This window comes from Cohnella herbarum, assembly GCF_012849095.1.
Taxonomy (GTDB): Bacteria; Bacillota; Bacilli; order Paenibacillales; family Paenibacillaceae; genus Cohnella; species Cohnella herbarum.
Window position 1 is genome coordinate 119,381 of the sequence record NZ_CP051680.1, and the last position, 24,193, is coordinate 143,573.

The following is a 24,193-nucleotide window of genomic DNA, read 5'->3' on the forward strand; positions in this document are numbered from 1 at the left end:
CAAGCTAATCTCCACCCCTCGTCCTCACGTCCTCCTTATCGCGAATTGGAACTTGCATTAACCCCGAGCATGCCTCCGAAAGCGCCGGCCAAACAAGTAATCAGGATCAGGATAGGCACGGCCATCGTCCAACTCGAATCGGTCGCAAGGAAGCTGATAATGAGCAACAGGATAGAATACATTAATCCGTTCGCCATTCCGAAGTACCAACCCTTTCTTCCGGAACGCTTGGCCGATACGAAACCTCCGGCTAACGCGGAGCATCCGTGTACTCCGAAAACCCACGGCAACATGTTCGACTCGCTAAGGGAAGAGCCCATGAGCAGGATAGATAGAACCAAAGCCCCTATGGCTAGCCATATCCCCGACCAATATAAACCGGAAGCAACAGGCGATGCATTACGAAGTCCTAACAAGCGGGAAAATGAACTCAAGGAAAATCACTCCTTCTATTACTCGTTTGTATCAGCTTATGGCGGCGGTTTGCATCGTAGTACAGGCTGGTTCGAAATCTCGATTGTCTTAAATCGATTAACCGATTACCAAATTTTCCGCACCGACGAAGAGAATGAGCGTTTAGATGCCCGGTGACAATAGAAGTCCAAGCCTTTTCTACCGGCAGTAAATCACTATGCCTTGATAATCGGAGGGGAGATTATGGAACTGACCGGGATTTTGTTAAGAACGACTTTCATGTATTTTTTTATATTCCTGATCATGCGTTTGATGGGGAAGCGCGAAATCGGCAAGCTTTCGGTATTTGATTTGGTGATCTCGATCATGATCGCCGAGATCGCCGTTATCGTTATCGAGTCGACGGAAAAATCGATGTTTCTCGCGATAGCGCCGATACTGCTTCTGGTCCTCATCCAAATCGGCATCGCGTTCTTCTCCTTGAAGAGCAGAACTTTGAGAACTTTATTCGACGGGAAGCCGAGCGTTATTATTCGGGACGGTCACTTAAACCGGAAAGAAATGCACAAGCAGAGGTATAATCTGGATGATTTGATGCTTCAATTAAGGGAAAACCAAGTTACCGAAATCGCCGATGTCGAGTTAGCCGTCCTGGAATCCACAGGGAAGCTGTCCGTAATCAAGAAAGAAGCCGGACAAGCATCCGGAGAAGAAACCGGTAGATCGGATGAATCTTCAAATAATGATTCGTACGGCAAAACGGAGATCAGACCTAAGATCAGATACGAGAACCTTCCGTTGCCGCTCATTCTCGACGGTCAGGTTCAGGACGATAATTTGGAGAAGGTCGGAAAAACTCGGTTTTGGCTGAAGAGCGAGCTGCAAAATTACGAAGTGGATAATTTCAAAAACGTATTCTTTTGCAGCATCGATCATAAGGGTAAGCTTTACGTCGATAAGAAATAGTCGTTACGGCTGACCTCTCGGGAAGAAAATGCGACCGATAATCGGTACGCGCGCGACATCGTGTCGGTCGATTAACTTCATCAGGATGAGCAGCAGTAAATAAACGACGACAGCGGCTAGGCTTGCGAGTCCCAAATTAAAGCTGCTTTGCTTCAGAAGATTGAAATTCCATATCCATAAAGCAACCGCGCTCATGACGACCATCGCTACGGTAACTTTCAGAAAGTCGAGCGGATACATTCGGAAGCCGGTCAATCTGGCGACGCTGATCCAGTGCAACAAGGTGACGAGCACCATGTTGACGCCGATCGCGATTACGGCTCCGATAATGCCGTAATCCGGATTCGTAGCCAGTTGCGCGATTAATATCAGCTTGATGGCAGCTCCGGCGAACGTGTTGAACAAAGCGGTTCCAGGACGGTTCAGCGCTTGAAGCGCGGCTTGTAACGGTGCTTGCATATAGAGGAAGATCGCAAGAGGAGCCATCCATCTTAGCATGTCTGCCATAGAGTCGTCGCCGTATAACAAAGTACAGATGGGTCCAGCCATTAAGCCGAGGAGGACGACGAATGGCGCTCCGGTTACGATGGCTAGACGCATCGATTGATGCAGACGGATATGGATCGTAGCCCAATCGCCGCGCGAAGCCGCTTCGGATAATGAAGGAACTAGGGAAACGGCAAGGGAATAGGTAAGCGCTCCGGGGAGCAACAGCAAAGGAATGACCATTCCTTGAAGGGCGCCATACTGAGCGGTAGCCCCCGCCGCCGCTACCCCAGCAATCGTTAAGCTTCGTACGGTCAGGATGGATTCGAACAGATAGGACAACGACCCGATCATTTTGCTGCCGGTCACGGGGATAGCGGTATGCAATAATTGCCTCAAAGGCTTTTTTCCTCTACCGATAGCAAGCGTCGCGGAATCCGGCGTTAACGATTGATCCGGTTGCGCTTCTTCGGGTTTTTTACGATCCCGGTTAAACTGAACCCACAAGACGATAAGCCCCGCGCATTCGCCGGCCACCATCCCGAGAACGCCGCCCGCGGCGGCCATCTCCAATCCGTATGGCAAGAACAACCAAGCGAACAACAAGGTGAGTACGATACGGAACACCGTTTCCGAAGTTTGGGACAACGCGGTTGGAATCATATTTTGTTTTCCTTGAAAATAACCGCGCCAGACCGAAGATACCGCAACTAGAGGCAGAACGGGTATCATCATGAGGAAGGCGGTATGAACCCGGGAATCCGTCATGATCTTAGTGGAGATGAAGTCGGATAAGACGAAACATACCGCAGCGGAAACTAGGCTTATCGTCAATGCCAGCGTCACCGCAACGCGCAAAATCCGGCGGACGTATTCGTGATCGCCTCTGGAATCGGCTTCCGCGACGAGCTTCGCCACGGCAAGCGGAATACCTCCCGCGATCAAAGTAAGCAATACGATCGTAAAAGGGTAGACGAGTTGTATAAGACCGACGCCTTCCGCGCCGATCATGCGCGGCAGGGCGATTCGAGGGACGAACCCGAGTATTCGGTTCAATAAACCGGCGGCGAGCAGGATCATGGCTCCCTGGATAAACGATTGTTTGCGCAAGCTCAATGAAATCCCTCTTCCCTGAGGTAGGTTAGTCCATATGTATGCGGTGGTTGTCCATCTTCATGCCTTTGGCAGGAATTTAGGCTTGTGCATCGAATGATTAAAGAGCATGATAGGGAACGACGCACATTCACCAGTCGGGAGGAATTCATAGGTGGAAGAGCACAAAGAAGAGTCGCCGAACGACGAGATTCGCGTTAGCGAGTCCGAGCCCGAGCCCGAGTTGAACGATAGCGAGATTAACGAGACGATCGAGCAGTTGTGCCGCAGCAAAGCGGAGGAGTTCCATTTAATCGGATACGATCAAGTGACGGGAGCCGACGTATGGGAGTGCGTCAGCGATAAATATCATAAAAAAGGCACGCCGCAGCTGCATGAAGTCGTTAACGACATTTTGTCCCTTAAAGTGACGCAGTTTATGAATTTCATTACTTTAAGCATGTACAGAGGCGAAATTCGCAAATGAGTTTTCGTGCATGATTGAAAGGAAGTCATCCCCATTCGGGGAAGGCTTTCTTTTTTTTGACTTCCTTTTGATCACGTAGGTATAATAGGAACATTGAGAATCGAAAGGGGACCGCAATAGAGATGAAACGAATAGTAGCTTTCGTGCTCGTTGTACTCGTTAGCTTCGGGATCATGGGTTATTTTACGCCCGGACTACTGAACGAAACGAAGCTTGGGCTAGACTTGAAAGGCGGAGTAGAGATTTTGTACGAAGCGCATCCGTTAACGGAAGGCGGCGTCGTAACGAAAGAAGCTCTGAATCAAACCGCGAAAAGCCTCGAGGATCGCGCGAATAAGACAGGCGTCGCGGAGCCCGAAGTCACGACCGAGGGCAAAAACCGGATCCGGTTGAAAATCGCTATTTCGACGGGGACTACGGACAAGGAACGGGACGAAGCGGTGCAAAAAATCCGCGATTTGATGAAACGTCCGGCGGAGCTTCAATTCCGCAGTTCGGTCGGTTGCGCCGACGGTTCCTATTGTAACGTTGAGCTTTACGGTTCCGATTTCAAAGAAGGCGCGGCTAAAGTGGAGATGGGCGACTTAAACTCCCTGATGGTGCGAATCGTCGTTAACGACAAGAAGAAGCTTGCGGACGTTTCCACCAAGCTGATCGGTCAAAACTTAGCGATATTCCTCGATGACGAGCTTCAGTCCGCACCAGTCGTACAGCAAGCACTTACGGACGGTTCGGCAGTCATTACCGGCCAAAATTCGCGTGAAGAAGCGCAACAATTGGCGGATATCATCAACTTGGGTGCACTACCGTTGAAATTGACCGAGAAATATACGCAAAGCGTCGGGGCGACTTTAGGGAAGCAATCGTTGCATGATACGTTATTCGCGGGCGGTCTCGCTTCCGTGCTGATCCTGCTATTCATGCTCTATTTCTATCGATTGCCTGGCATAGTGGCCAGCATTTGCTTGATCGTGTTCGTTTGGGTATTGCTCGGCGTATTCTATCTGATGGGCGCCACGTTAACGCTCCCGGGCATTGCGGCATTCGTGCTTGGAATCGGGATCGCGGTGGATTCGAACATTATTACGGCGGAACGGATCAAGGACGAGCTCCGCAGCGGCAAGACGATTTCATCCTCGCTTCGCGCAGGGGCTAAGAACAGCTTCCGTACGATCATCGACGCTCATATCACGACGCTTATCGCGGCCGGGGTGCTTTATTTCATGGGTCACGGTATCGTCAAGAGCTTCGCCGTCGTTCTGATCGCGAGTATCATCATTAATATTCTGACGAACGTATTCCTTCCGCGTTACCTGTTGAGCATACTCGTCAAGAGCGGACGGTTTAACAAACCGGGTAATTACAGCGTGAAGGAAGGTGAGATCAATGCGCTCTAAACGTACTTTTGACTTCGTCAAATCCAGTCGTAAGTTTCTCATTGTCTCAGCGATCATTACCCTTCTAGGTATTTTCGCCGTCAGTATTTTCGGATTGAACTACGGCATTGATTTCAGTTCCGGTACTTCCGTTGATATTTCGACTACGAAATCCGTTGAGGAAGCAAAGCTAAGAACGTTCCTTGACGATCAGAAATTAGGCGATTATACGCTTACGACTGCCGAAAATCGGGATTCGATCCGCTTTAAGCAGGCACTTAACGAACAGCAGGAGAAAGATTTCAAAGCCGCGTTCTTATCGAACATCGATGCGGACGCATCCTTCGAGGTCAACATCGTAGACGTCGACATCGCGAAGGAACAGCAGAAGAGCGCTTTGATCGGAATGGCCGTCGCTTGCCTAGGGATCGTTATCTACGTGAGCATGCGGTTCGAATGGCGCTTCGCCATCGCTGCGGTAACATCGCTGATCTACTGCGCGTTCTTCGTCATCTCGATGTTCTCCATTTTCCGATTCGAAGTGAACTTACCGTTCATCTTGGCGGTACTTACGATTATCGGTTATGCAATCAACGATACTGTCGTAATTTTCGACCGGATTCGCGAGAATCTGCGCTTCGCCAAAATTAAGACCCATGCGGATCTTGATTTGCTCGTAAACAACAGCATTTGGCAGACGCTTGCCCGATCCATTAATACGGTTATTACGGTTCTGATTGCTTCGGTTTGCCTATTTATCTTCGGTAGCGAATCCATTAAGCTATTCTCGTTAGCCATGATCTTCGGATTGGTTAGCGGCGCTTATTCTTCGATCTTTATCGCGAGCCAGTTCTGGTTGTACTTGAAGAAAAAGCAGCCGATCAAGAAAGTCGCCGTTAAACCGCAAAGCACGAATTAATACGAGTCCGCAGATCAGCATTGTTGTTGTCTTGGACCAACCGTTTCAAGCATCAGGAAAGGAGTGGCTCTAGTGGCTATGGAACAACGTTCCGTTTCCGCGGAACAAGGCTCACTGGTATCCATGTGGGGGCTGCTCGGCTTGTTTATTATGAAAGGCACGGTCGGGTGGTTGACGGGAAGTAAAGCTCTGCTGGCGGACGCTTGCCAATCTGCGGCCGACTGCGCCGGTACGGTCACGTCTTATCTTGGCATTCGCAAAGCGCGCTTAGATCCGAATGCGGCGAGCCCGTCCCGTCAGCAGCCGGAATCTGCGGTAGCGATCGTATTGTCGGCGTTGCTGCTCGTTGCGGGAATCGAGATCGGGATTTCCTCGGTTCGTTCGATCGCTAACGGAGTCGACGAGGCTCCTGGCGTTGGCGCGGTATTCGTAATCGTAGCGGGTATCGGAGTTCGCGAAGGACTCATTCGGTACAAAAGAAGTCGCGATAACCGATGCGGAATACGCATGGACCGGATGGGAGATAACCGCTCAGATATATTCGCTTCCTTAACCGCTTTAGTCGGTACGACGGGAGCGGTCGTAGGAGACCTCTACGACATGCCGGTCCTATACGTTCTAGATCCGGCCGCCGGCCTTGTCATCGCCGTGTTCGTAGTGCGGATGGGCTACCGCTTGGCGTCCGGAGCGCGCGCGACCGATCGCCATGCGATCGACGATGCGGATGCCCAAACGTTATTGGAGGCTGTCCAGAGAGTGGACGGAGTCATTGCCGTCGACGAAGTGAAGGCTCGGGAGCAAGGCCATTATATCGTATTGGATGTTTTGATCCGCGTAAACCCGAGAATCAGCGTATTCGAAGGGCAGGACGTAGCGCAACGCGTGCGCCGCCAACTGACGAAGAGGTTCCTCCACATTACGGAGGTGAACGTGAAGGTACAGCCGTTCGATCCCGGGTTTCCTTACAAATCCAATCATTCAGACGATGAGCTCTCGTCGATGCTGCAATAATCTTTAGTTAATTAGGGCTATCAAATCGTTTTACGAATTCGATCCGCCGTCACTCTGCCGGCGGATTTGTTCGCGATTAAGGAGTATATAATTCAACAAGGATCAATAAAGAAATGATGAAATGAAGAAAGGAGGCAACGAATGTGATACATTCCAAATACAGATGGGACATTCCGTCCTATGACGAGGGGACCGTCTCTGGGCTTGCCGCCGAATTCAAAGTGAGCCGGCTTGTTGCCGGCGTATTGGCCAGTAGGGGGTGGACTCCATCGGAGGCGACTTCCGCATTTCTTCATCCGGCTATCGACCAGTTGCTTGATCCATTCGCGATGAAAGGAATGAGCACGGCCGTTGAGCGGATCTCGCTGGCTGTGAGAGAAGGGGAGCGAATTCGCGTTTACGGCGACTACGATGCGGATGGCGTAACTTCGACCGCTCTCATGATACGTTTGTTAAACGAGTTGGGCGCTAACTTCGATACATATATTCCTCACAGAAGCCGCGAGGGCTATGGACTTAATATAAACGCGATAGACTTAGCCGTTGAAGCCGGAGTTCGGTTGCTGATAACGGTAGATAACGGAATTAGCGCGGTGGAACAAATTGCCTACGCTATGCAACGCGGCATCGACGTGATCGTCACCGATCATCACGAACCTCCCGAGATTTTGCCGGAGGCGATCGCTCTTGTTAATCCGAAGCAGAAGGATTGTCCTTATCCATTCAAAGGATTATGCGGAGCCGGTGTCGTATTCAAACTCGCCCACGCGATGTTAGGGCGCCCCGTAATCGAATACGCGGATTTAGCGGCTATTGGCACGATCGCGGATCTGATGCCTCTTTCCGGCGAAAATCGCATTATCGCGCGTCTCGGTTTAGCACAGATGCGGCGTAATCCGATTGCGGGCATCCGTGCGCTCTGTAAGGTCGCGGGATTAAAGGCAGAGGATCTGACCAGCGGAAGGATCGGATTTTCCCTTGCCCCGCGACTGAATGCGGGGGGACGGCTAGAGCATGCGGACACCGCGGTTAAGCTGCTCGCGGCAGTCCATGACGAGGAAGCGGAGCGGTTCGCGGAGGATCTCGACCGGTTAAACTTGGAACGTCAAGCGCTGGTCGAGCAAACGGTGATCGAAGCGGACGAGATGTGGCAACGTCAGTGCGCCGCGGACGAAGGCAAGCGAAGAAACGTAATCGTTCTAGCTAAGGAAGGCTGGAATGCGGGGATTGCGGGTTTAGTCGCTTCCAAGCTTGTGGAACGCTATTACCGCCCAGCCATCATACTGGCAACGGATGCGGAGACTGGTCTGTGCAAAGGCTCCGCGCGATCAATAGAAGGTTTCGATCTCTACGAGGCTCTCACGGATTGCGCGGATTTAATGGAGCATTACGGCGGTCATCAAGCTGCCGCCGGGATGACCCTTTCCCGCGATAACGTTAGCGAATTGGCGGAAAGGCTGCATGTCTTGGCCGGGGAACGGCTCAGCGCGGAAGATTGGCAGCCGAAGAGACGGGTCGATCTCGTAATCCCTCTGTCCGAAGTATCGCTTAAATCGGTGGATCAGTTGGCCGACTTGGAGCCGTTCGGCAACGGGAATCCGACGCCGCGCGTTATGATCAAGGACGTCACGATCCGGGAAAGCCGCACGATGGGCAAAGAAGATAAGCATTTGCGTTTAACCGTCGAGCAGTCCGGACAATCGCTTGAAATGGTCGCGTTCGGGATGGGGAACCAACGGAGTCGTCTTCTGCCCGGAGTCCAAATAGACTTTCTTGGCGAGTTATCGGTGAATGAATGGAACGGAAACCGGAAAGTGCAAGCGATGCTGCAAGATTTTCGGTCACGGCAATTATTGTTGAAGGATAGACGAAAGGAACGGGATTTCTGGACGGAAGTGGAGAATGCCATCTTAAGCGATCCTTCTCGCATGGCAATCGGATGTGCCACGGCGATATTATACAAAGAAGCCGTTACCCGGTTCGGCCATTCCGGTATTGCTATCTGTCTCTATCATGAGGGTGGCATCGATTTAGGGGCCGTTGCTGAAACCGCGGCTTCCGTCTCCGCAACCAACTCCGTCCTCGCTGCATCCTTCGGGGATGAAGACGGGCAGAACTTCCAGAGCAATGAGCAATGGCGTCATTTACTTTTATTGGGGTTACCTGCAAGCGAGATGGAGATCCGAACGCTGAAGCGCTGGCTTTCACCCGAGCAAGGGCTTGAAAGCGTGACGGTGTACGCCGATCCGCGTATGGAGCGGGCCAGCAGAGCAGCTCAGATTCCCGACCGCAAGCAGTTCGGCGAAGTCTACTCCCTGTGCCGCAACAAAGGCTCCTGGTTGGATAGTCCGGACGGATTTCTTCAGGATACGGCATTGAAAACCGGGCATACGCTATCTACGATTCGGATGATACACGAGGTATTCATCGAGCTTGGTTTCATCGCGGCGGACGGTTCGTCGAGGAAGATCGTGCCGAATCCGCCTCGCCGGGAATTGGAAGATTCTCCGCGTTACCGGAAAGCAACCGAACTAGCCGTGGGCACGAGATTAGTTGAACTGACCACGGAGGAGCTTCGGAAGTGGTTCACGGCGTGCCATACGACTTCGTCTGGCGCGGTATAAGGCACCGGGAGGAAATCGAGCGCGGCTATGCCGCTTTAAGACGGACCAATTAGCGCTCGAAGCGGCTTGCAGCACACATTTTCTTGAAAACAGACTAATTAGACCGCTCGAAGCGGGTTGCAGCACATGTTCTCTCGAAACGGGCCAATTAGACCGCTCGAAGCGGGTTGCAGCACACATTTTCTCGAAACCGGACCAATTAGACCGCTGGCAACGGCTTGAAGCACACATTTTCTCGAAAACAGACTAATTAGACCGCTTGTAGCGGCTTGCAGCACACATTTTCTCGAAACCGGACCAATTAGACTGCTCGAAGCGGCTTGCAGCACACATTTTCTTGAAAACAGACTAATTAGACTGCTCGTTGCGGCTTGCAGCACACATTCTCTCGAAACCGGACCAATTAGACCGCTGGCAGCGGGTTGCAGCACACATTTTCTCGAACCCGGACCAATTAGACCGCTCGAAGCGGTTTGCAGCACTCATTTTCTCGAAACCGGACCAATTTGGACCTCTGTCAAGAAAGTGGACACGCTATAAGAGCGTTTATTTAATACTGGTATAGTACTGGGCTTCGAATTGCGAAGGTGATAAGTAACCTAGCGAACCATGTATTCTCTTACGGTTGTAGAAGAGCTCAATATATACAAACATCTCTTGTTGCGCCTGCGCCTTCGTTTGAAATTTCGTACAGTAAATAAACTCCTTCTTCAGCACGCTGTGGAACGATTCGATACAGGCGTTGTCGTAGCAGTTACCTTTGCGGCTCATGCTTGCTTCCATGCCATATTGCTTTAACCTTTCACGGTATTCATCTGATGCATACTGCGAACCCCGATCAGAGTGGTGTATAAGCCCTTTGGGAGGTTTGTGCGTACTGTATGCCTGATCAAGCGCTGCAAGCACTAAATCGGTTGTCATTCGGTCTGCGAGCTTCCAGCCCACAATCTTACGGGTATATAAATCCAGAACGCTGGCGAGGTACAAACGGCCTTCACGGCACGGTATATAGGTAATATCGGTTACCCAAATCTTGTTAGGTGCAGTCGTCTTAAAATTCTGATTCAGCACGTTTGGTGCTATAGGTTGATCGTGATTCGAGTCAGTGGTGGTCACTCGGAATTTCTTAGATACACAAGAACGTAAACCATTCTCATGCATGATTTTCCCTACTAAACGTTCAGAAACTGTCCAACCTTCTTTTCGTAGAAGTTTTGTGATTTTAGGGCTACCATACCTGTTGTGAGCGTCTAGGAAAAGCCAGGTGATTCGCGCCAATAGCGCTCTGCGACGCTTCTGATAACTGTTCTGGACGGTCTTCTCCAAGAGCCATTTATAGTAACCGCTCCGTGATACACATAGAACTGTGCACATCTTCTCCATTCGAAACTCGGAGCGATGATCTTCGATGAACTGGAACCTTAGTTCCTTTCTTTGCTGAAGATGTGCATGGCCTTTTTTAGGATAGCGATTTCTTCCTTGAGATCCTCAATCGTGCGTTCTTGCTCCATCAGTTGCTTATCTTTCTGGTGAAGGGTCGCACGATCTACAAGCGGTTCATTCTCAAACTTGCGGTACTTGGTCATCCACTGTTTTAACGTACCACTTGGGATGTTTAAATCTTCTCCGATCTGGGGCAATGTCTTTGTCTGTTCCTGAATGTATTTAACAGTCTGTTCTTTAAACTCTTCACTGTAATGCTGTCTCTTCTCACCCATACCGGACACCTCATCTTCTTATTGTTTTTTATTATCTGTTAGTTCTTATGAGGTGTCCACTTTCTATTCTAGCTGCAATTAGTCTGCTCGCAGCGGGTTGCAGCACACATTTTCTTGAAAACAGACTAATTAGACCGCTCGTAGCCTTGCAGCACACATTTTCTCGAAACCGGACCAATTAGACCGCTGGCAGCGGGTTGCAGAGTGGATTTAGAGCGGCTACGCCGCTTTAAATCGAGAAAAGTGGCACCTTTGGAGGGAATAGAGCGGCTACGCCGCCTTAAATCGAGAAAAGAGGAACATTTGGAGGAATAGAGCGGCTACGCCGCCTTAAATCGAGAAAAGAGGCACTTTTGGAGGGAATAGCGCGGCTACGCCGCCTTAAATCGAGAAAAGCGGCACCTTTGGAGGGAATAGAGCGGCTACGCCGCCTTAAATCGAGAAAAGAGGCTCCTTTGGAGGGAATAGAGCGGCTACGCCGCCTTAAATCGTAAGTAAAGGGGCAAATTCGCAAGCGCAGGTTGCTTTGGGTTACTTTGTGCTCCGCCCTCGTACCTACGCGCTCGTACCTTCGAGCTCTAGCCAAAGTACCTCGATAAAGTGTATAATGCTGTTCGTAATAAAGTAATGAAGCAGTCGTTCCATTCAACCAAAGGAGCATGGTCCTCGTGAATTTTAAAGATTACATCCGGGTTATTCCCGATTTTCCGCAACCGGGCATTCGGTTCAAAGATATTACGACGCTGCTGAAAGACGGTCCGGCTTATCGCGCCGCCATCGATTCGTTGAAAGAGCTCGTGAAAGAGAAAGAAATCGATCTGATCGCGGGGCCTGAAGCTCGCGGTTTCGTCATTGGGGCTCCGCTGGCGATCGCGCTCGGCGTAGGATTCGTTCCGATTCGCAAGAGCGGCAAGCTGCCGGGAAGTACGGTAGAAGCCGCCTATGATTTGGAATACGGCAAAGACCGTCTAGCCATTCATAGCGACTCGATCCAACCGGGCCAGAAAATACTGATAGCGGACGATTTGCTCGCTACCGGCGGCACGATTGCTACCTCTATTGACTTAATTACTCAGTTGGGCGGAGATATCGTCGGCGCGGCTTTCTTGATCGAACTTGGCTATCTCAGCGGCCGCGACAAGTTGCAAGGCATCGATGTCGTTTCCCTCATGACTTACTAATTAAAGCTGCATATGACCGATCTGGGACATTCTCGTAGTCTGACGACTGCGGGAGTGTCTTTTTTAAGACTGGATTTCTGATCGTAGTTAAAACGGTAACTGAGGAGTTACGCGGAAAATCCGTCTAACGATCCCTCGATTAGTTCGTACTTAGTGGATACGCGGAAAATCCGACTAATTCTCCCTTTCTTTCAAACGACGAATGGTCCGAACAGTTGCGTTTTAACGGGCTTTATCATATTTTGGATCATCGGGCCAAAGAACCGATTCGCGACGGTTGTTGTTGCAAATCTTTCTCCGAGTTTTGGGACTCCGGCACTATGGTTGACGTTTTACGTCGCTAAGAGGCATAATGGTAGCAATAACTTCAGGGGAAACTCCCGGCGTCCGGCGCCGGTGGAAAGGAATCTAGCATGGGCATGGAGCTGCTTCTCGAGAAAGCAAACACGTATATGAAAGAGCAGGATTTACAGAAAATCCGAGATGCTTACGAATTCGCCGAGGAAGCGCATCGCGGACAAGTCCGTAAATCCGGCGAACCTTATATTCTGCACCCCGTGGCGGTTGCCGAGATTTGCATGGGCATGCAGATGGATGTCATTACGGTTATGGCAGCCCTGCTTCATGACGTGGTCGAAGATACGAACGTGACGTTGGACGACTTGCGCACGCGATTCGGAGAAACTTTAGCGGGACTCGTCGACGGGTTGACCAAACTGGAACGAATTCAATTTCAGTCTAAGGAAGAGCAGCAGAACGAGAACTATCGCAAAATGTTCGTAGCGATGGCCAACGATATTCGAGTAATTCTTATTAAACTCGCCGACCGTTTGCATAATATGCGCACTCTTAAATTCCAATCGGAAGAAAGTCAGCGCCGCATCGCGCACGAAACGTTGGAAATTTTCTGCCCGATCGCCCACCGGTTGGGGATTAGCGCGATCAAGTGGGAGATGGAGGATATCGCGCTTCGGTTTCTTAACCCGCAGCAATACTATCGCATCGCCCACTTGATGAAAATGAAACGGACGGAACGCGAGCAGCATATTACGGAGCTAATCGATCGAATCCGTGAGAAGCTGGACGAGATGGGCATTCAAGGCGATATTTCCGGCCGCCCTAAACATATTTACAGCGTGTATAAGAAAATGTCTACGCGCAATAAGCAATTTAACGAAATTTACGATCTGCTCGCCATACGAATATTGGTCGATAACGTGAAGGATTGTTACGCGACGCTCGGGATCATCCATACTTTATGGAAGCCGATGCCGGGCCGTTTTAAAGATTATATCGCGATGCCTAAAGCGAACATGTATCAATCGCTTCATACGACGATCGTCGGATCGACGGGCGAGCCGACGGAAGTGCAAATTCGGACTTGGGATATGCACCGAACGAGCGAGATCGGAATCGCGGCCCACTGGGCGTACAAGGACGGTAATTCGGCCGGCGTAGCGCCGGGTAGCTTCGGCGACAAGATGAATTGGTTCCGCGAGATTATCGAACTGCAGCAAGAAACGCGAGATGCGGCGGAGTTCATGGAATCTTTAAAAATGGACTTCTTTACCGATCTTGTTTTCGTATTTACGCCAAAAGGCGAAGTTTTCGAGCTGCCTGCCGGTTCCGTTCCTCTGGATTTTGCTTACCGCGTTCACACCGAGGTCGGCAATCGCACCATAGGCGCGAAGGTGAACGGGCGGATCGTTCCGCTTGACCATAAGCTTAAGACGGGGGATATCGTCGAGATTCTCACCTCTAAGCATTCCTACGGACCGAGCCAGGATTGGCTTAAGATCGCGCAGTCATCGCATGCTCGTAGCAAGATTCGCCAATGGTTCAAGAAGGAACAGCGGGAAGAGAGCGTTGACAAAGGGCGCGAATTGCTAGAGCGAGAGTTGAAGAGACTCGGTCTTGAGCCTTATGAGTGGATGTCAGAAGATAAGCTGCAGGAAGCGGCTAAGAAATTTACTTTTAACGACGTGGAAGATATGATGTCGGCAATCGGATTCGGCGGAATTACGGCAGCCCAAATCTGCACGAAGCTGACCGAGAAGCTGCGCAAGGAAGCGGAAGAAGCGCAGCAAATCCAACTGACGACGGAAATCAAGGAAATGAAGGCTCCCGCGTCGGTTACCGAGAAGCGGCGTCCAACCCATGGGGTTAGCGTTAAAGGGGTAGACAATTTGCTCGTCCGGTTCGCCCGTTGTTGCAACCCGGTACCCGGGGACGATATCATCGGCTACATTACGCGCGGGCGCGGAGTGTCGGTCCATCGCACGGATTGTCCGAATATCCCGACGGGAGAAGACGGGGAAGAAGAGGCTGCGCGCGTGATCGAAGTCGATTGGGAAAACGCGGTGGAGTCGAATTACAGCGTCGAGATCGAGATCCTCGGCCATGACCGGAGAGGTTTGTTGAACGAGGTATTGCAAGCCGTTTCGGAGAGCAAGACGAATATTTCCGCCGTTTCCGGCCGGTCGGATAAGAACAAAATGGCGATTATGCACATGACGATTCTGATTCGGAACAAGGATCATCTTCAGTCGGTCGTAGATAAAATCAAACGAGTCAAAGACATCTTTTCCGTGCAACGGATGATGCAATAGAAGTAGACGGCAAGATCGGAGGTAGCAGGAATGAAAGTCGTTTTGCAAAGGGTATCGGAAGCGAAAGTTACGGTCGAAAATGAGGTTGTCGGCAAAATCGGAGCAGGATTGATGCTGCTTGTCGGCATCGGTCAAGAGGATACGGAACAGGATTTGGTTTGGATGGCGGACAAGCTGGCAGGGTTGCGGATATTCGAAGACGATGCCGGTAAAATGAACTTGTCTATAGAGGACGTTAAGGGAGCGATTCTATCGGTGTCCCAATTCACGCTCTACGGGGATTGCCGGAAAGGGAAACGCCCGAATTTCATGGCAGCCGCCAAACCGGAGATCGCGCAAGCGTCGTACGAACAGTTCAACGAACGGCTTCGCGCTAAAGGTCTTCAAGTCGAAACCGGGACGTTCGGAGCGATGATGGACGTTTCGCTCGTTAACGACGGTCCGGTTACGTTAATTCTGGATAGTCGTAATAGCTGAAAACTTTAATTAGATTGAAATAGGCGCGATGAGGAAATAATACATGTCAAACCCTTCTTGAATAGGAGAGGAAGCAGACATGAGACAATCGCGCAAAGAAGCGAATTTGGAATGGATGATGCGGGAAGGCCTCGTCCCGGAACGCCGGGAAGCGATGACGATGTCGAGCCAGATTCGCGAAGAATTCGGAAACGAACTCGGATCGGGAAATTCCCCCGCTGGTGCCGCGCACGGTAGGCGCCATCCGCCGGGCGGAAGAGGCTAGTCCCGGAAAAATAAATAGATCCCTTCCTGCCTAACGAGCATTGGCGGCAGGAGGGAATCTATTTTTTCACTATTCCGGCCGGCCGGTAGATAGCGCTTACTTTTTTGTAACGTAACTGTAATCTTTTTTTCATCCCCGCTTAAAGAAAATAGACTAATCTATAGACGACCCCCTTTTTCAATATAAAAAACATTGAACCTGCCGATCTTGGCAGGTTATTTTCTTGTCGGGGATGTTCACTCGTTCTTTGGGTGGCCGATAAGTATCCGGATACGGTGAAGAGCTTGCTGGACGGGGACGAAAAAAAAGTGCTCGCGAAAGCCCAAAGCATCCTTAAGAGTATTATTCGTCCGGAAATGGGCGAATTCGATAAGGAATTAGCCATTTACGATTATCTTGCGACTTACGGGGCCTATGATTACAGCTCCTACGCGCTGCATACCGGACGTCCGGTAGTTCCGGAAGATCCTCCGGCAAATCCGGAAGCTTATAACGTTTACGGAGCCCTCGTGGACGCTTTGGCCGTATGCGAAGGTTGGTCCGATGCGTATCAACTGTTGTTCACGCTTGTCGGGTTGAAGAGCGAAACTCCGATCGGAAGTTTGAGCGGAGAACCTCATAAATGGGTTTCCGTTCAAGTCGACGGCGAATGGTACCAGATCGAAGCGACGAAAAAAGCGGAAAAGGGATCATCATCGCTATACAGTTCCACTTTTAACTTTACGTATCAAGACGCAAATGATTTCTTGAGTTATTCCGGCGGGGATGAACGGGCGATTTCGCAAAAATACGACTATATGAACCGGATGGACAGAGAGCGAAATCCGGATAAAAGTCCGTTCGAGTTTGAGGAAGAAGAAGCGGCAGCGGCGGCGGAGAGAGCAAAGGTTGCAACACGGCAATTAACGCGGAAATCAACGCCTTGACATGTACTCGGCAACATACTACAATTAGTAACAATTGAAATTTGCCTTGATTCGATGACAGGAAACAGTACTCCGGCTCCACGCCCCCAGAGAGGAAAGCCACTTGGCTGCAAGCTTTCCGGCGATGATCGGACGAAAGACATCCTCGAGAACCCGATGCGAAAGATTCGGCGCAACGCGTGCCGACGTTCGAGTAGCATTGCGGCGTAACCGGGCGTTAACCGGATGAAGAGCAAGCGGAACCGTAGATTCCTCCTCGAGGAAACGCGACGACGCTTGAATGACGGGTGGCACCGCGGGAGCATAACAGAACACGCTCTCGTCCCTGACGATCTTAGCTATTGAGATCGTCTGGGGACGGGGGCTTTTTTAATGGTCTGAAAAGGGAGTGAATGGAATGGGTTTTCAAAAACCGCCCGGTACGCAGGATATTTTGCCTGGCAATTCCGAGTTGTGGCAGTACGTGGAGAACACGGCCCGCGACATCTGCCGGCGTTATCGTTTCGGAGAAATCCGTACGCCGGTATTCGAAGCGACCGAGCTGTTCAAGCGCGGCGTAGGGGAAACGACGGATATCGTGGAGAAGGAAATGTACACGTTCGAGGATAGAGGCAATCGCAGTATGACGCTTCGTCCGGAAGGAACCGCAGGCGTCGTTAGGTCTTACGTGGAGAATAAGCTGTTCGGCGAGCCAGACGTCTCCAAGCTGTATTATATCGGTCCGATGTTCCGGTATGAACGCGCGCAGGCGGGAAGGTATCGCCAATTTCACCAATTCGGAGTCGAGGCGATCGGTTCGTCCGATCCGGCTTTGGATGCCGAAGTTATCGCGTTGGGATACACCTTCTATCGGGAATTAGGCCTCAATGGCGTCACGGTGGATTTGAACTCCGTCGGAACGCCGGCGGTCAGAGCCGATTTTCGGGAGAAGCTTCTGGCCTTCCTGACGCCTATTAAAGCGGATCTATGCAAAGATTGCCAGTCGCGAATGGAACGCAATCCGCTGCGCGTGCTCGACTGCAAAGTCGATCAGGACAAATTCGCGGACGCTCCTTCGATTCTGGACAGCCTTGACGAAGAGTGCGAGGCGCATTTCGCTCGGGTACGCGAATGCTTGGACGAGATGGGGATTCCGTACAACCTAAACTCGCGTCTGGTACGCGGACTCGACTACTACACGCACACGGCATTCGAGTACAAAGCCCAAGGCATCGGCGCCATCGATACGATCGGCGGCGGCGGGAGATATAACGGGCTCGTGGCCGAGGTCGGAGGAGACGATAAGCCGGGCGTCGGATTAGGGCTCGGCCTGGAGAGAACGCTGCTCCTATTGGAAAGCCAAGGAATCAAACCCGATCTTGGCAATGGAGCGGACGTCTATATTGTTGCTTTAGGCGAACGCGCGGAGAAAGCCTTGCCCGCATTGCTCCAACAACTGCGTACGGCGGGAATTGCGGTCGAACGCGATTATCTCGGCCGCAAGACGAAGGCGCAATTCAAAGCGGCCGAGCGAAGCGGAGCCCGGATCGCGGCAGTGCTCGGCGACGACGAGCTTGATCGCGGGGAAATTTCGTTAAGACCCGTGACGGGCGGCGAGCAACGGGCCGTGAAATTAAGCGAGCTGGCGCAAGCGATTAAAACGATCATTTCTACAGACGAAAAGGGGAACGAAAACTCATGATGCTCAAAAATATCGATTGCGGTAAGTTATCAAAGGAAAATGTCGGCCAAACCGTCGTACTGAACGGCTGGGTGCAAGGCTGGCGCGACTTCGGAGGTATTCTTTTTATCGACCTCCGCGACCGTTCGGGAATCGTTCAGATCGTCTTCAACCCTGAATTTTCCGGTCAAGCATTGGATCTAGGCAGCCGCGCGCGTAATGAATACGTATTGGCCGTTAAAGGTAAAATCGTCGAACGCGACCCTGAAACCTTTAATCCGAACCTGGCTACGGGCGAAATCGAAGTTCAAGTACAGGAAGTCGAAATCATCAACGCCGCGAAGACGCCTCCGTTCCCGATTGAAGACGGCGTAGAAGTCGACGAGTCTCTTCGCTTGAAGTACCGTTACCTGGATTTGCGCCGTCCCGAAATGCAGAAGACGTTGCTGCTTCGTTCTAAAGCGACCAAAATCTTCCGCGACTTCTTGGACGACAATGGTTTTATCGACGTGGAAACTCCGATTTTGACGAAGAGCACGCCTGAAGGCGCGCGCGATTACTTGGTACCGAGCCGCGTTCATCCGGGAGAATTTTTCGCGCTTCCGCAATCGCCGCAATTGTTCAAGCAATTGCTGATGGTCGGCGGAATCGAGCGTTATTATCAAGTGGCGCGTTGTTTCCGCGATGAGGACCTTCGCGCGGACCGTCAACCGGAGTTTACGCAAATCGACATTGAGACATCCTTCTTGTCCCAAGATCAATTGCTCGGCATGATGGAACAGTTGATGGCACGTCTGTTTCGCGAGACGGTTGGCGTGGAAATCCCGACTCCGTTCCAACGCTTGACCTACCATGACGCGATTCACAAGTACGGTTCGGACAAACCGGATCTTCGTTTCGGCTTGGAAATCGAAGACGTAACCGATATCGTAAAGGGCAGCGAAGTGAAAGTGTTCGCATCCGTAGCGGCTTCCGGCGGCGTCGTGAAAGCACTCAACGCGAAAGGTTGCGCTAGCTGGAGTCGCAAGGAACTCGACGATCTTCAACCGTTCGCGGCTCGCTACGGCGGTAAAGGCATTGCCTGGATTACCGTGAAGGACGGAGAATGGCGCGGACCGATCGTGAAATTTTTCAAGCCTGAGGAAATCGCGGCTCTGACGGAACGCTTGAATGTTGAAGAAGGAGATCTATTAACGTTCTCCGCCGACAAGCTGAAGACGGCCGCGGACGTGATGGGCAACCTTCGCCAGAAAGTCGGACGCGACCTGGGTCTAATCGACAACAAAGCCTACAAATTCCTATGGGTCATCGACTTCCCGCTGCTCGGTTGGGATGAAGAAGGCAAGCGGTTCGTGGCGGAGCACCATCCGTTCACCCGTCCGAGCGACGAGGATTTGCCGTTGTTCGATAGCGATCCGGGAGCGATTCGCGCGCAAGCCTACGATATCGTGCTTAACGGTTATGAAGTCGGCGGCGGTTCCATGCGGATTTACCGTCGCGACGTACAAGAGAAGATGTTCCAAGCGCTCGGGTTCTCCCCTGAGGAAGCCCAAGAGAAATTCGGCTTCTTCCTCGATGCGTTCGAATATGGAACACCTCCGCACGGAGGCATCGCTTTCGGCTTGGATCGTTTGATCATGCTGCTGGCAGGTCGCACGAATCTGCGCGAAACGATCGCGTTCCCGAAAACCGCAAGCGCGACGGATTTGCTGTGCGACGCTCCGTCTCCGGTTACCGAACGCCAATTGGACGATCTGCACGTTCGTCTGTCGGCGAAAGCGATAGCCGCTCAAACGAAGGGTGCTGCCGCCGCGGAAGGTTCCGCGGAAGCAAGCGAGCCCGCAGTTCAAGGCTAAGGTTAATCCAGAAGGGGAGATCGAACCGATGTTGCATCAGTTCTCCAGAACGGAATTGGCGATCGGTCCGGAAGGGCTGGAACTGCTTAAGGGCAGTACGGTCGCGGTGTTAGGTATCGGCGGAGTCGGCGGGATTGCCGCGGAAGCGTTAGCGCGCTCCGGAATCGGCCGTATCGTGCTGATCGACAAAGACGTGGTAGATATTACGAACGTCAATCGTCAAATCCATGCGCTCACGACTACGGTCGGCCAGCCGAAAGCGGATTTGATGAGGGATCGCATTAAGCTTATTAATCCGGAATGCGACGTCGTCTCGTTGCGGATGTTCTATACGGAGGAGACGTACGAGGAGTTGTTCAAGTATCCGCTGGATTACGTCATCGACGCGTCGGATACGATTTCGTACAAGATTCATCTCATTAAACAGTGCCTGGAACGGAAAATTCCGATCATCTCCAGCATGGGAGCGGCCAATAAAACCGACCCTACGCGGTTTCAAGTCGCGGATATTTCGAAAACGACGGTCGATCCGATCGCGCGGGTCATCCGCAAGAAGCTGCGCAACGAAGGCATTAAGAAGGGCGTTCAAGTCGTATTCTCGACGGAACTTCCGATTAAGCCGAGGGAAGACGTGACGCAGCGGATCGTTCCCGAGACGGCGCCGGAAATTCGCAAAGCGCAGCAACCGCCGTCCAGTAATGCTTTTGTTCCCCCGGTGGCCGGGTTGATCATGGTCAGCGTAGTGTTTAAGGAGCTTCTGGCTAAGGTGGATAAACCTTACGCGTGAAGTTTGGTTATATGGCAAAAAGGCTGTTCCGATTTCTGGAATAGCCTTTTTCTTTTCCGCATAGCGGGCGCTTAATCGGATCAAGGCTTATGAATGGTTTTGACATGATTGAGATGTATAAACGTGCTGGAGCCATCCGCCGTGACCAATTCAAGCAGGTTGTTGCGAACGGACTTGAGCAAGCCGATTTTCTCGGGATGTTTTCCCAAGTCTAGAATAACGAATTCGTTCTCGTATTTCCTTAACTGCTGGTCAAAGGTGCGCGCAAGCGATGCCGTCGTCGGGTGGATCGGAAACTTTTCCTGGTCCAGGGCATAGGGCGTCATATGCGGATCATAGGGGACGAGTAGTTTCAAATGCTGCATCGATACGTAGAGCGACCTGAACATCGGCGAGTAGAAAACGAAGAAATCATTCATGATGCTCGTGACGTAACCGTGTACGGTTTGATTGCCCGAGATATACAACTCCGAGAACATTCCCTTGGCGTTAAGTAAAACTTTGCGATAGGACAAATCCGTTGCGGGATCAAGCGGCGGCTCGGACGGCACGCCGAAATTAGCTTCGAGAGCGTGGGCGCGCGTCAGTTGCTCGATATGGACAAGCGGGACGTACAGGAATTGGGTGCCGTTATGCAGCACTAGAATATCGTCGCCCAGATCGATGAGCGTGCCTTTGACAGGAAACCGATTGCCCGAGACGGTTAGAGACACGGATTGGTTCAAATAAGTTTTCATGGGCTCAGAGGAAGCACCTCTTTGGCGGCTGCGGTCGACTCTGGACTTGGATTAATTAACGAAGGTCGTCCGTTATTACGGCCTTGACTGCCACCGAATAGGCTCCCCAAGGTTCTACTGCCCCAGGGTCTATTGCCGCCGATTCTGTTCCCAACGGATTTGTTACCCACCGTTTTACTGCCACCCGATCTGTTACCTCCGGATTTGTTCCAATCCGTTTTAATGCCGCTGGATTTATTGTTGTTTGTATGGTTATTCTTCCTTTTCGCCGAAGAACGAACGGTTTTAATATAGAAAATCGGAATTCTCACCAACTCGCTTTCAACAATAAGCAAGACGTTGTCCTTGGCGACTTCGGCAAGGAAACCGTCTAGCTTTTCCGGGCTACCGCTGTTGATTTGAATGTGTTTATGGCGCAAACGGGAGAGCAGAGCTTGGAAGTCGGGAGCGTGGATGAAGCTTTTATGGAGACCGGCGCTGCGTCCTCCGGAGCGACCGCCGACGCTTTTTCCTCCATCGGTGGAACTTCCCGCGATGTTTCTGACGTGAGCCCCATTGACATAGCAAATCTTGCTGTCGGATAGAATGACCAAATAATCCCCGGCAATCGCTAACAGAATACCCTCGATGCTATCGGAACCTCCACGATTGACGCGCACTTCCTTTCCGTTTAGATGTCCGGCTTGCAAGACGAGATGAGGTTGGCGCGTTTTATTATCCAATGGTCGCGGTGCCGTTTGAACGGGTTGCCGTGGATTAAAACTGAATAGCATGTGACTTTCTCCTTCCATAGTAGAGAAATAAATGTTGATAGAATCGCTCAATATATATCTATGTGTCCTTTGCGGGAACAGATACGGTTGGTTGTCCGAGAAGAGCGAAAAATCCGCTAAAGATCGAGTAGATACGCCTCTTTTAGCCTCGATTCTGCGCTTGTCTCTATCGGCAACGGGCAACTTCTCATAGACTGAATAATCTTCATCAGGAGGTGATCTTCATTGAGCATTGAATTGCATGGTACATGCCGTACTCGTCCAAAGCGCTTATATCGGAAATGCAAATGTTGGTGGAAGAAAGACAACCGTAAGAAAAAATGCGCTGCAAGAAATCCCAAACGGAAAAATCCGAATAAAGGTCATGAAGGTACGGATCAACAACATGAACATCGGACCTGGGGGAACTGGGGAGGACACGCTAGCGGCGGACGTACCGTTGGACGTACGGGCGGACGTACGGGCGGTTGCTTGGATGGTAGAACCGAAGGTCGTACTGGAGGACGTACTGGAGGACGTACCGGAGGACGAACAGGGGGACATACCGTCGGACGAACGGGCGGAAATTGCGATTAGAGATAAGCTCATGAAAGCCATATAAAGCTACACGATGTTGAGGTTTTTCTTTCGCAGACTGGACTGCCGAGGGAAACCTTTTCTTTTTTGGCTTGGTTCATAGACGAATGCCGTTCCGCTAATGCCGGGGCGACATACGCTGATTCTGATGAATCGACGCTTGAAGAGAAAGGCGGAGTCGGCATGCCGCTACCGGTCAGAACGCTCCTTATTAGTGAATCTGCAAGCCGAGAGTTAGAGAAAAACCTATGGAACGACAAATACGTGCGGGCAAAAATGAGAACGAACGGCAGAACGGTGCCGGTTTCGGTACGCTATCGGGGAGGACATACGCGAAGCTATCCTAAACGCTCGTACGAAGTCGTAAGTAAAAATCAAGCCTTCCACTACAATGCTGAATATGATGACCCTTCGATGATTCGCAATGCGCTTTCGTTCGCTTTCTTTCCTATGATCGGCGTGCCCGCCCCTAAAACCAAGCATGTCGAATTGGTCGTTAACGGCGAATCGTTAGGCGTTTATCTAGAAATCGAAGGGGTCGAGAGGTTATTTTTCAACAGAAGGAGGATCGGCGCTTCTTCCCTGTTCTATGCAATCAACGATCGGGCGGATTTTAGCCTATTGTCTTCGGCAACGAATCGAAGGAAATCATCGCTTCTTGCGGGTTATGAATACCGATTCGGAGCAACTGCAGAGAGGACGAAACTAAAATCGTTCATTAAAGGGATTAATACGCTTAAAGGAGCGCAAGGGGAGGCTTTCATTCGTTCCCGTTTAGACGTTAATAACTATTTAAGTTGGTTAGCCGGAGCGGTATTAACCGGAAATTACGACGGATTCGAGCAAAATTACGCAATCTACCGAAGTAAGCTTACAGGGAAGCTTAGACTGATTCCATGGGACTATGAGGGGACTTGGGGACGGAATTGCTATGGTCGGATCGTGGAGAGCGATTTGGTGTCGGTTGCCGGTTACAATGCGCTTACGCGTAAGATGCTAGCTTATCCGAGCTTCAGGAAGAAATATAAACTCATTTTGGAAAATGCATTGAACGGTCCCTTCGCGGAGAGCAGATTAATGCCGATAGTGGAAGAGATGATCGGACAGTTATCGCCTTATATCCGGAACGATCCTTCCCGCAGATGGTCCTATGGGGATTATCAAGGCGAATCCGGCGTAATCCGCAATTATATCCGGGAAAGACGGGCAATCGTCAGAGCCGAGCTACAGCAACTGTAACAGGAACATTTGTT

General features: G+C 51.2%; 21 protein-coding genes and 1 pseudogene. 16 read left to right on the forward strand and 6 right to left on the reverse strand.

The genetic code is table 11. The features are described 5' to 3' along the window. Positions 1-35: 35 nt before the first annotated feature. Positions 36-434: a TIGR04086 family membrane protein gene (locus HH215_RS00575; protein WP_169278126.1), complete on the reverse strand. Its 399-nt coding sequence runs from the start codon at positions 432-434 to the stop codon at positions 36-38. Between the two features lie 223 nt (positions 435-657). Between HH215_RS00575 and HH215_RS00580 the strand changes: the two genes are divergently transcribed. After that, a complete protein-coding gene (locus HH215_RS00580; RefSeq protein ID WP_169278127.1) occupies positions 658-1,380 on the forward strand; it encodes a YetF domain-containing protein in 723 nt (240 codons plus the stop codon). 3 nt (positions 1,381-1,383) lie between these two features. Here the strand turns inward: HH215_RS00580 and spoVB are convergent, their stop codons facing one another. Next, positions 1,384-2,982, reverse strand: a complete 1,599-nt coding sequence (gene spoVB, locus HH215_RS00585) for a stage V sporulation protein B (RefSeq protein WP_310735532.1) — start codon at positions 2,980-2,982, stop codon at positions 1,384-1,386. A 151-nt stretch (positions 2,983-3,133) separates the two neighbouring features. On the opposite strand from spoVB, the gene HH215_RS00590 reads away from it, so the two are divergent. The 5 genes from HH215_RS00590 to recJ all read left to right on the forward strand — a co-directional run bounded on the left by HH215_RS00590 (position 3,134) and on the right by recJ (position 9,375). After that, positions 3,134-3,445 carry a post-transcriptional regulator gene (locus tag HH215_RS00590; protein ID WP_310735533.1) on the forward strand — a complete coding sequence of 104 codons (312 nt, stop codon included), beginning with the start codon at positions 3,134-3,136 and terminating at the stop codon, positions 3,443-3,445. Positions 3,446-3,567: 122 nt separating this feature from the next. Continuing rightward, a complete protein-coding gene (gene secD, locus HH215_RS36225; RefSeq protein ID WP_254450321.1) occupies positions 3,568-4,842 on the forward strand; it encodes a protein translocase subunit SecD in 1,275 nt (424 codons plus the stop codon). Further along, entirely contained in the window at positions 4,832-5,740 is a 909-nt protein-coding gene (gene secF / locus HH215_RS36230; RefSeq protein WP_254450322.1) for a protein translocase subunit SecF, read from the forward strand. The genes secD and secF overlap by 11 nt, the downstream gene beginning before the upstream one ends. A gap of 78 nt (positions 5,741-5,818) precedes the next feature. Continuing rightward, complete coding sequence (locus HH215_RS00600; RefSeq protein WP_254450648.1) at positions 5,819-6,751, forward strand: cation diffusion facilitator family transporter; 933 nt, start codon at positions 5,819-5,821, stop codon at positions 6,749-6,751. A 143-nt stretch (positions 6,752-6,894) separates the two neighbouring features. Continuing rightward, positions 6,895-9,375: a single-stranded-DNA-specific exonuclease RecJ gene (gene recJ, locus HH215_RS00605; protein WP_169278129.1), complete on the forward strand. Its 2,481-nt coding sequence runs from the start codon at positions 6,895-6,897 to the stop codon at positions 9,373-9,375. Positions 9,376-9,921: 546 nt separating this feature from the next. Here recJ and HH215_RS00610 read toward each other — a convergent pair. Together HH215_RS00610 and HH215_RS35985 are read right to left on the reverse strand one after the other, a co-directional pair. Next, a pseudogene (locus HH215_RS00610) lies at positions 9,922-10,788 on the reverse strand (IS3 family transposase); the annotation flags it as partial. An 8-nt stretch (positions 10,789-10,796) separates the two neighbouring features. Further along, a complete protein-coding gene (locus HH215_RS35985) occupies positions 10,797-11,093 on the reverse strand; it encodes a transposase (RefSeq protein WP_169281813.1) in 297 nt (98 codons plus the stop codon). 668 nt (positions 11,094-11,761) lie between these two features. Between HH215_RS35985 and HH215_RS00615 the strand changes: the two genes are divergently transcribed. The 8 genes from HH215_RS00615 to HH215_RS00650 all read left to right on the forward strand — a co-directional run bounded on the left by HH215_RS00615 (position 11,762) and on the right by HH215_RS00650 (position 20,854). After that, positions 11,762-12,274, forward strand: coding sequence for an adenine phosphoribosyltransferase (locus HH215_RS00615; RefSeq protein ID WP_169278130.1), 513 nt, complete (start codon positions 11,762-11,764; stop codon positions 12,272-12,274). 413 nt (positions 12,275-12,687) lie between these two features. Next, on the forward strand, positions 12,688-14,883 hold the full coding sequence (locus HH215_RS00620) for a RelA/SpoT family protein (RefSeq protein ID WP_169278131.1): 2,196 nt from the start codon (positions 12,688-12,690) through the stop codon (positions 14,881-14,883). A 30-nt stretch (positions 14,884-14,913) separates the two neighbouring features. Then, entirely contained in the window at positions 14,914-15,360 is a 447-nt protein-coding gene (gene dtd, locus HH215_RS00625; protein WP_169278132.1) for a D-aminoacyl-tRNA deacylase, read from the forward strand. Between the two features lie 79 nt (positions 15,361-15,439). Then, positions 15,440-15,625 (forward strand): hypothetical protein, encoded by a 186-nt coding sequence (locus HH215_RS00630; protein WP_169278133.1) that lies wholly within the window; start codon positions 15,440-15,442, stop codon positions 15,623-15,625. A gap of 251 nt (positions 15,626-15,876) precedes the next feature. Then, positions 15,877-16,551: a transglutaminase domain-containing protein gene (locus tag HH215_RS00635; RefSeq protein ID WP_169278134.1), complete on the forward strand. Its 675-nt coding sequence runs from the start codon at positions 15,877-15,879 to the stop codon at positions 16,549-16,551. A gap of 397 nt (positions 16,552-16,948) precedes the next feature. Then, complete coding sequence (hisS, locus tag HH215_RS00640; RefSeq protein WP_169278135.1) at positions 16,949-18,232, forward strand: histidine--tRNA ligase; 1,284 nt, start codon at positions 16,949-16,951, stop codon at positions 18,230-18,232. After that, entirely contained in the window at positions 18,229-20,067 is a 1,839-nt protein-coding gene (gene aspS / locus HH215_RS00645) for an aspartate--tRNA ligase (RefSeq protein ID WP_169278136.1), read from the forward strand. Before hisS ends, aspS begins: the two co-directional genes overlap by 4 nt. 28 nt (positions 20,068-20,095) lie before the next feature. Beyond that, on the forward strand, positions 20,096-20,854 hold the full coding sequence (locus tag HH215_RS00650) for a tRNA threonylcarbamoyladenosine dehydratase (RefSeq protein WP_169278137.1): 759 nt from the start codon (positions 20,096-20,098) through the stop codon (positions 20,852-20,854). An 80-nt stretch (positions 20,855-20,934) separates the two neighbouring features. Here HH215_RS00650 and HH215_RS00655 read toward each other — a convergent pair whose 3' ends face one another. Beyond that, positions 20,935-21,591 carry a YwrJ family protein gene (locus HH215_RS00655; protein WP_169278138.1) on the reverse strand — a complete coding sequence of 219 codons (657 nt, stop codon included), beginning with the start codon at positions 21,589-21,591 and terminating at the stop codon, positions 20,935-20,937. Further along, positions 21,588-22,364 (reverse strand): hypothetical protein, encoded by a 777-nt coding sequence (locus tag HH215_RS00660; RefSeq protein ID WP_169278139.1) that lies wholly within the window; start codon positions 22,362-22,364, stop codon positions 21,588-21,590. Before HH215_RS00660 ends, HH215_RS00655 begins: the two co-directional genes overlap by 4 nt. A gap of 385 nt (positions 22,365-22,749) precedes the next feature. Here HH215_RS00660 and HH215_RS00665 point away from each other — a divergent pair, with 385 nt between their 5' ends. Together HH215_RS00665 and HH215_RS00670 are read left to right on the forward strand one after the other, a co-directional pair. Beyond that, a complete protein-coding gene (locus HH215_RS00665) occupies positions 22,750-22,965 on the forward strand; it encodes a hypothetical protein (protein WP_169278140.1) in 216 nt (71 codons plus the stop codon). A 62-nt stretch (positions 22,966-23,027) separates the two neighbouring features. Then, positions 23,028-24,179 carry a CotH kinase family protein gene (locus HH215_RS00670; RefSeq protein WP_254450323.1) on the forward strand — a complete coding sequence of 384 codons (1,152 nt, stop codon included), beginning with the start codon at positions 23,028-23,030 and terminating at the stop codon, positions 24,177-24,179. Positions 24,180-24,193: the final 14 nt, after the last annotated feature.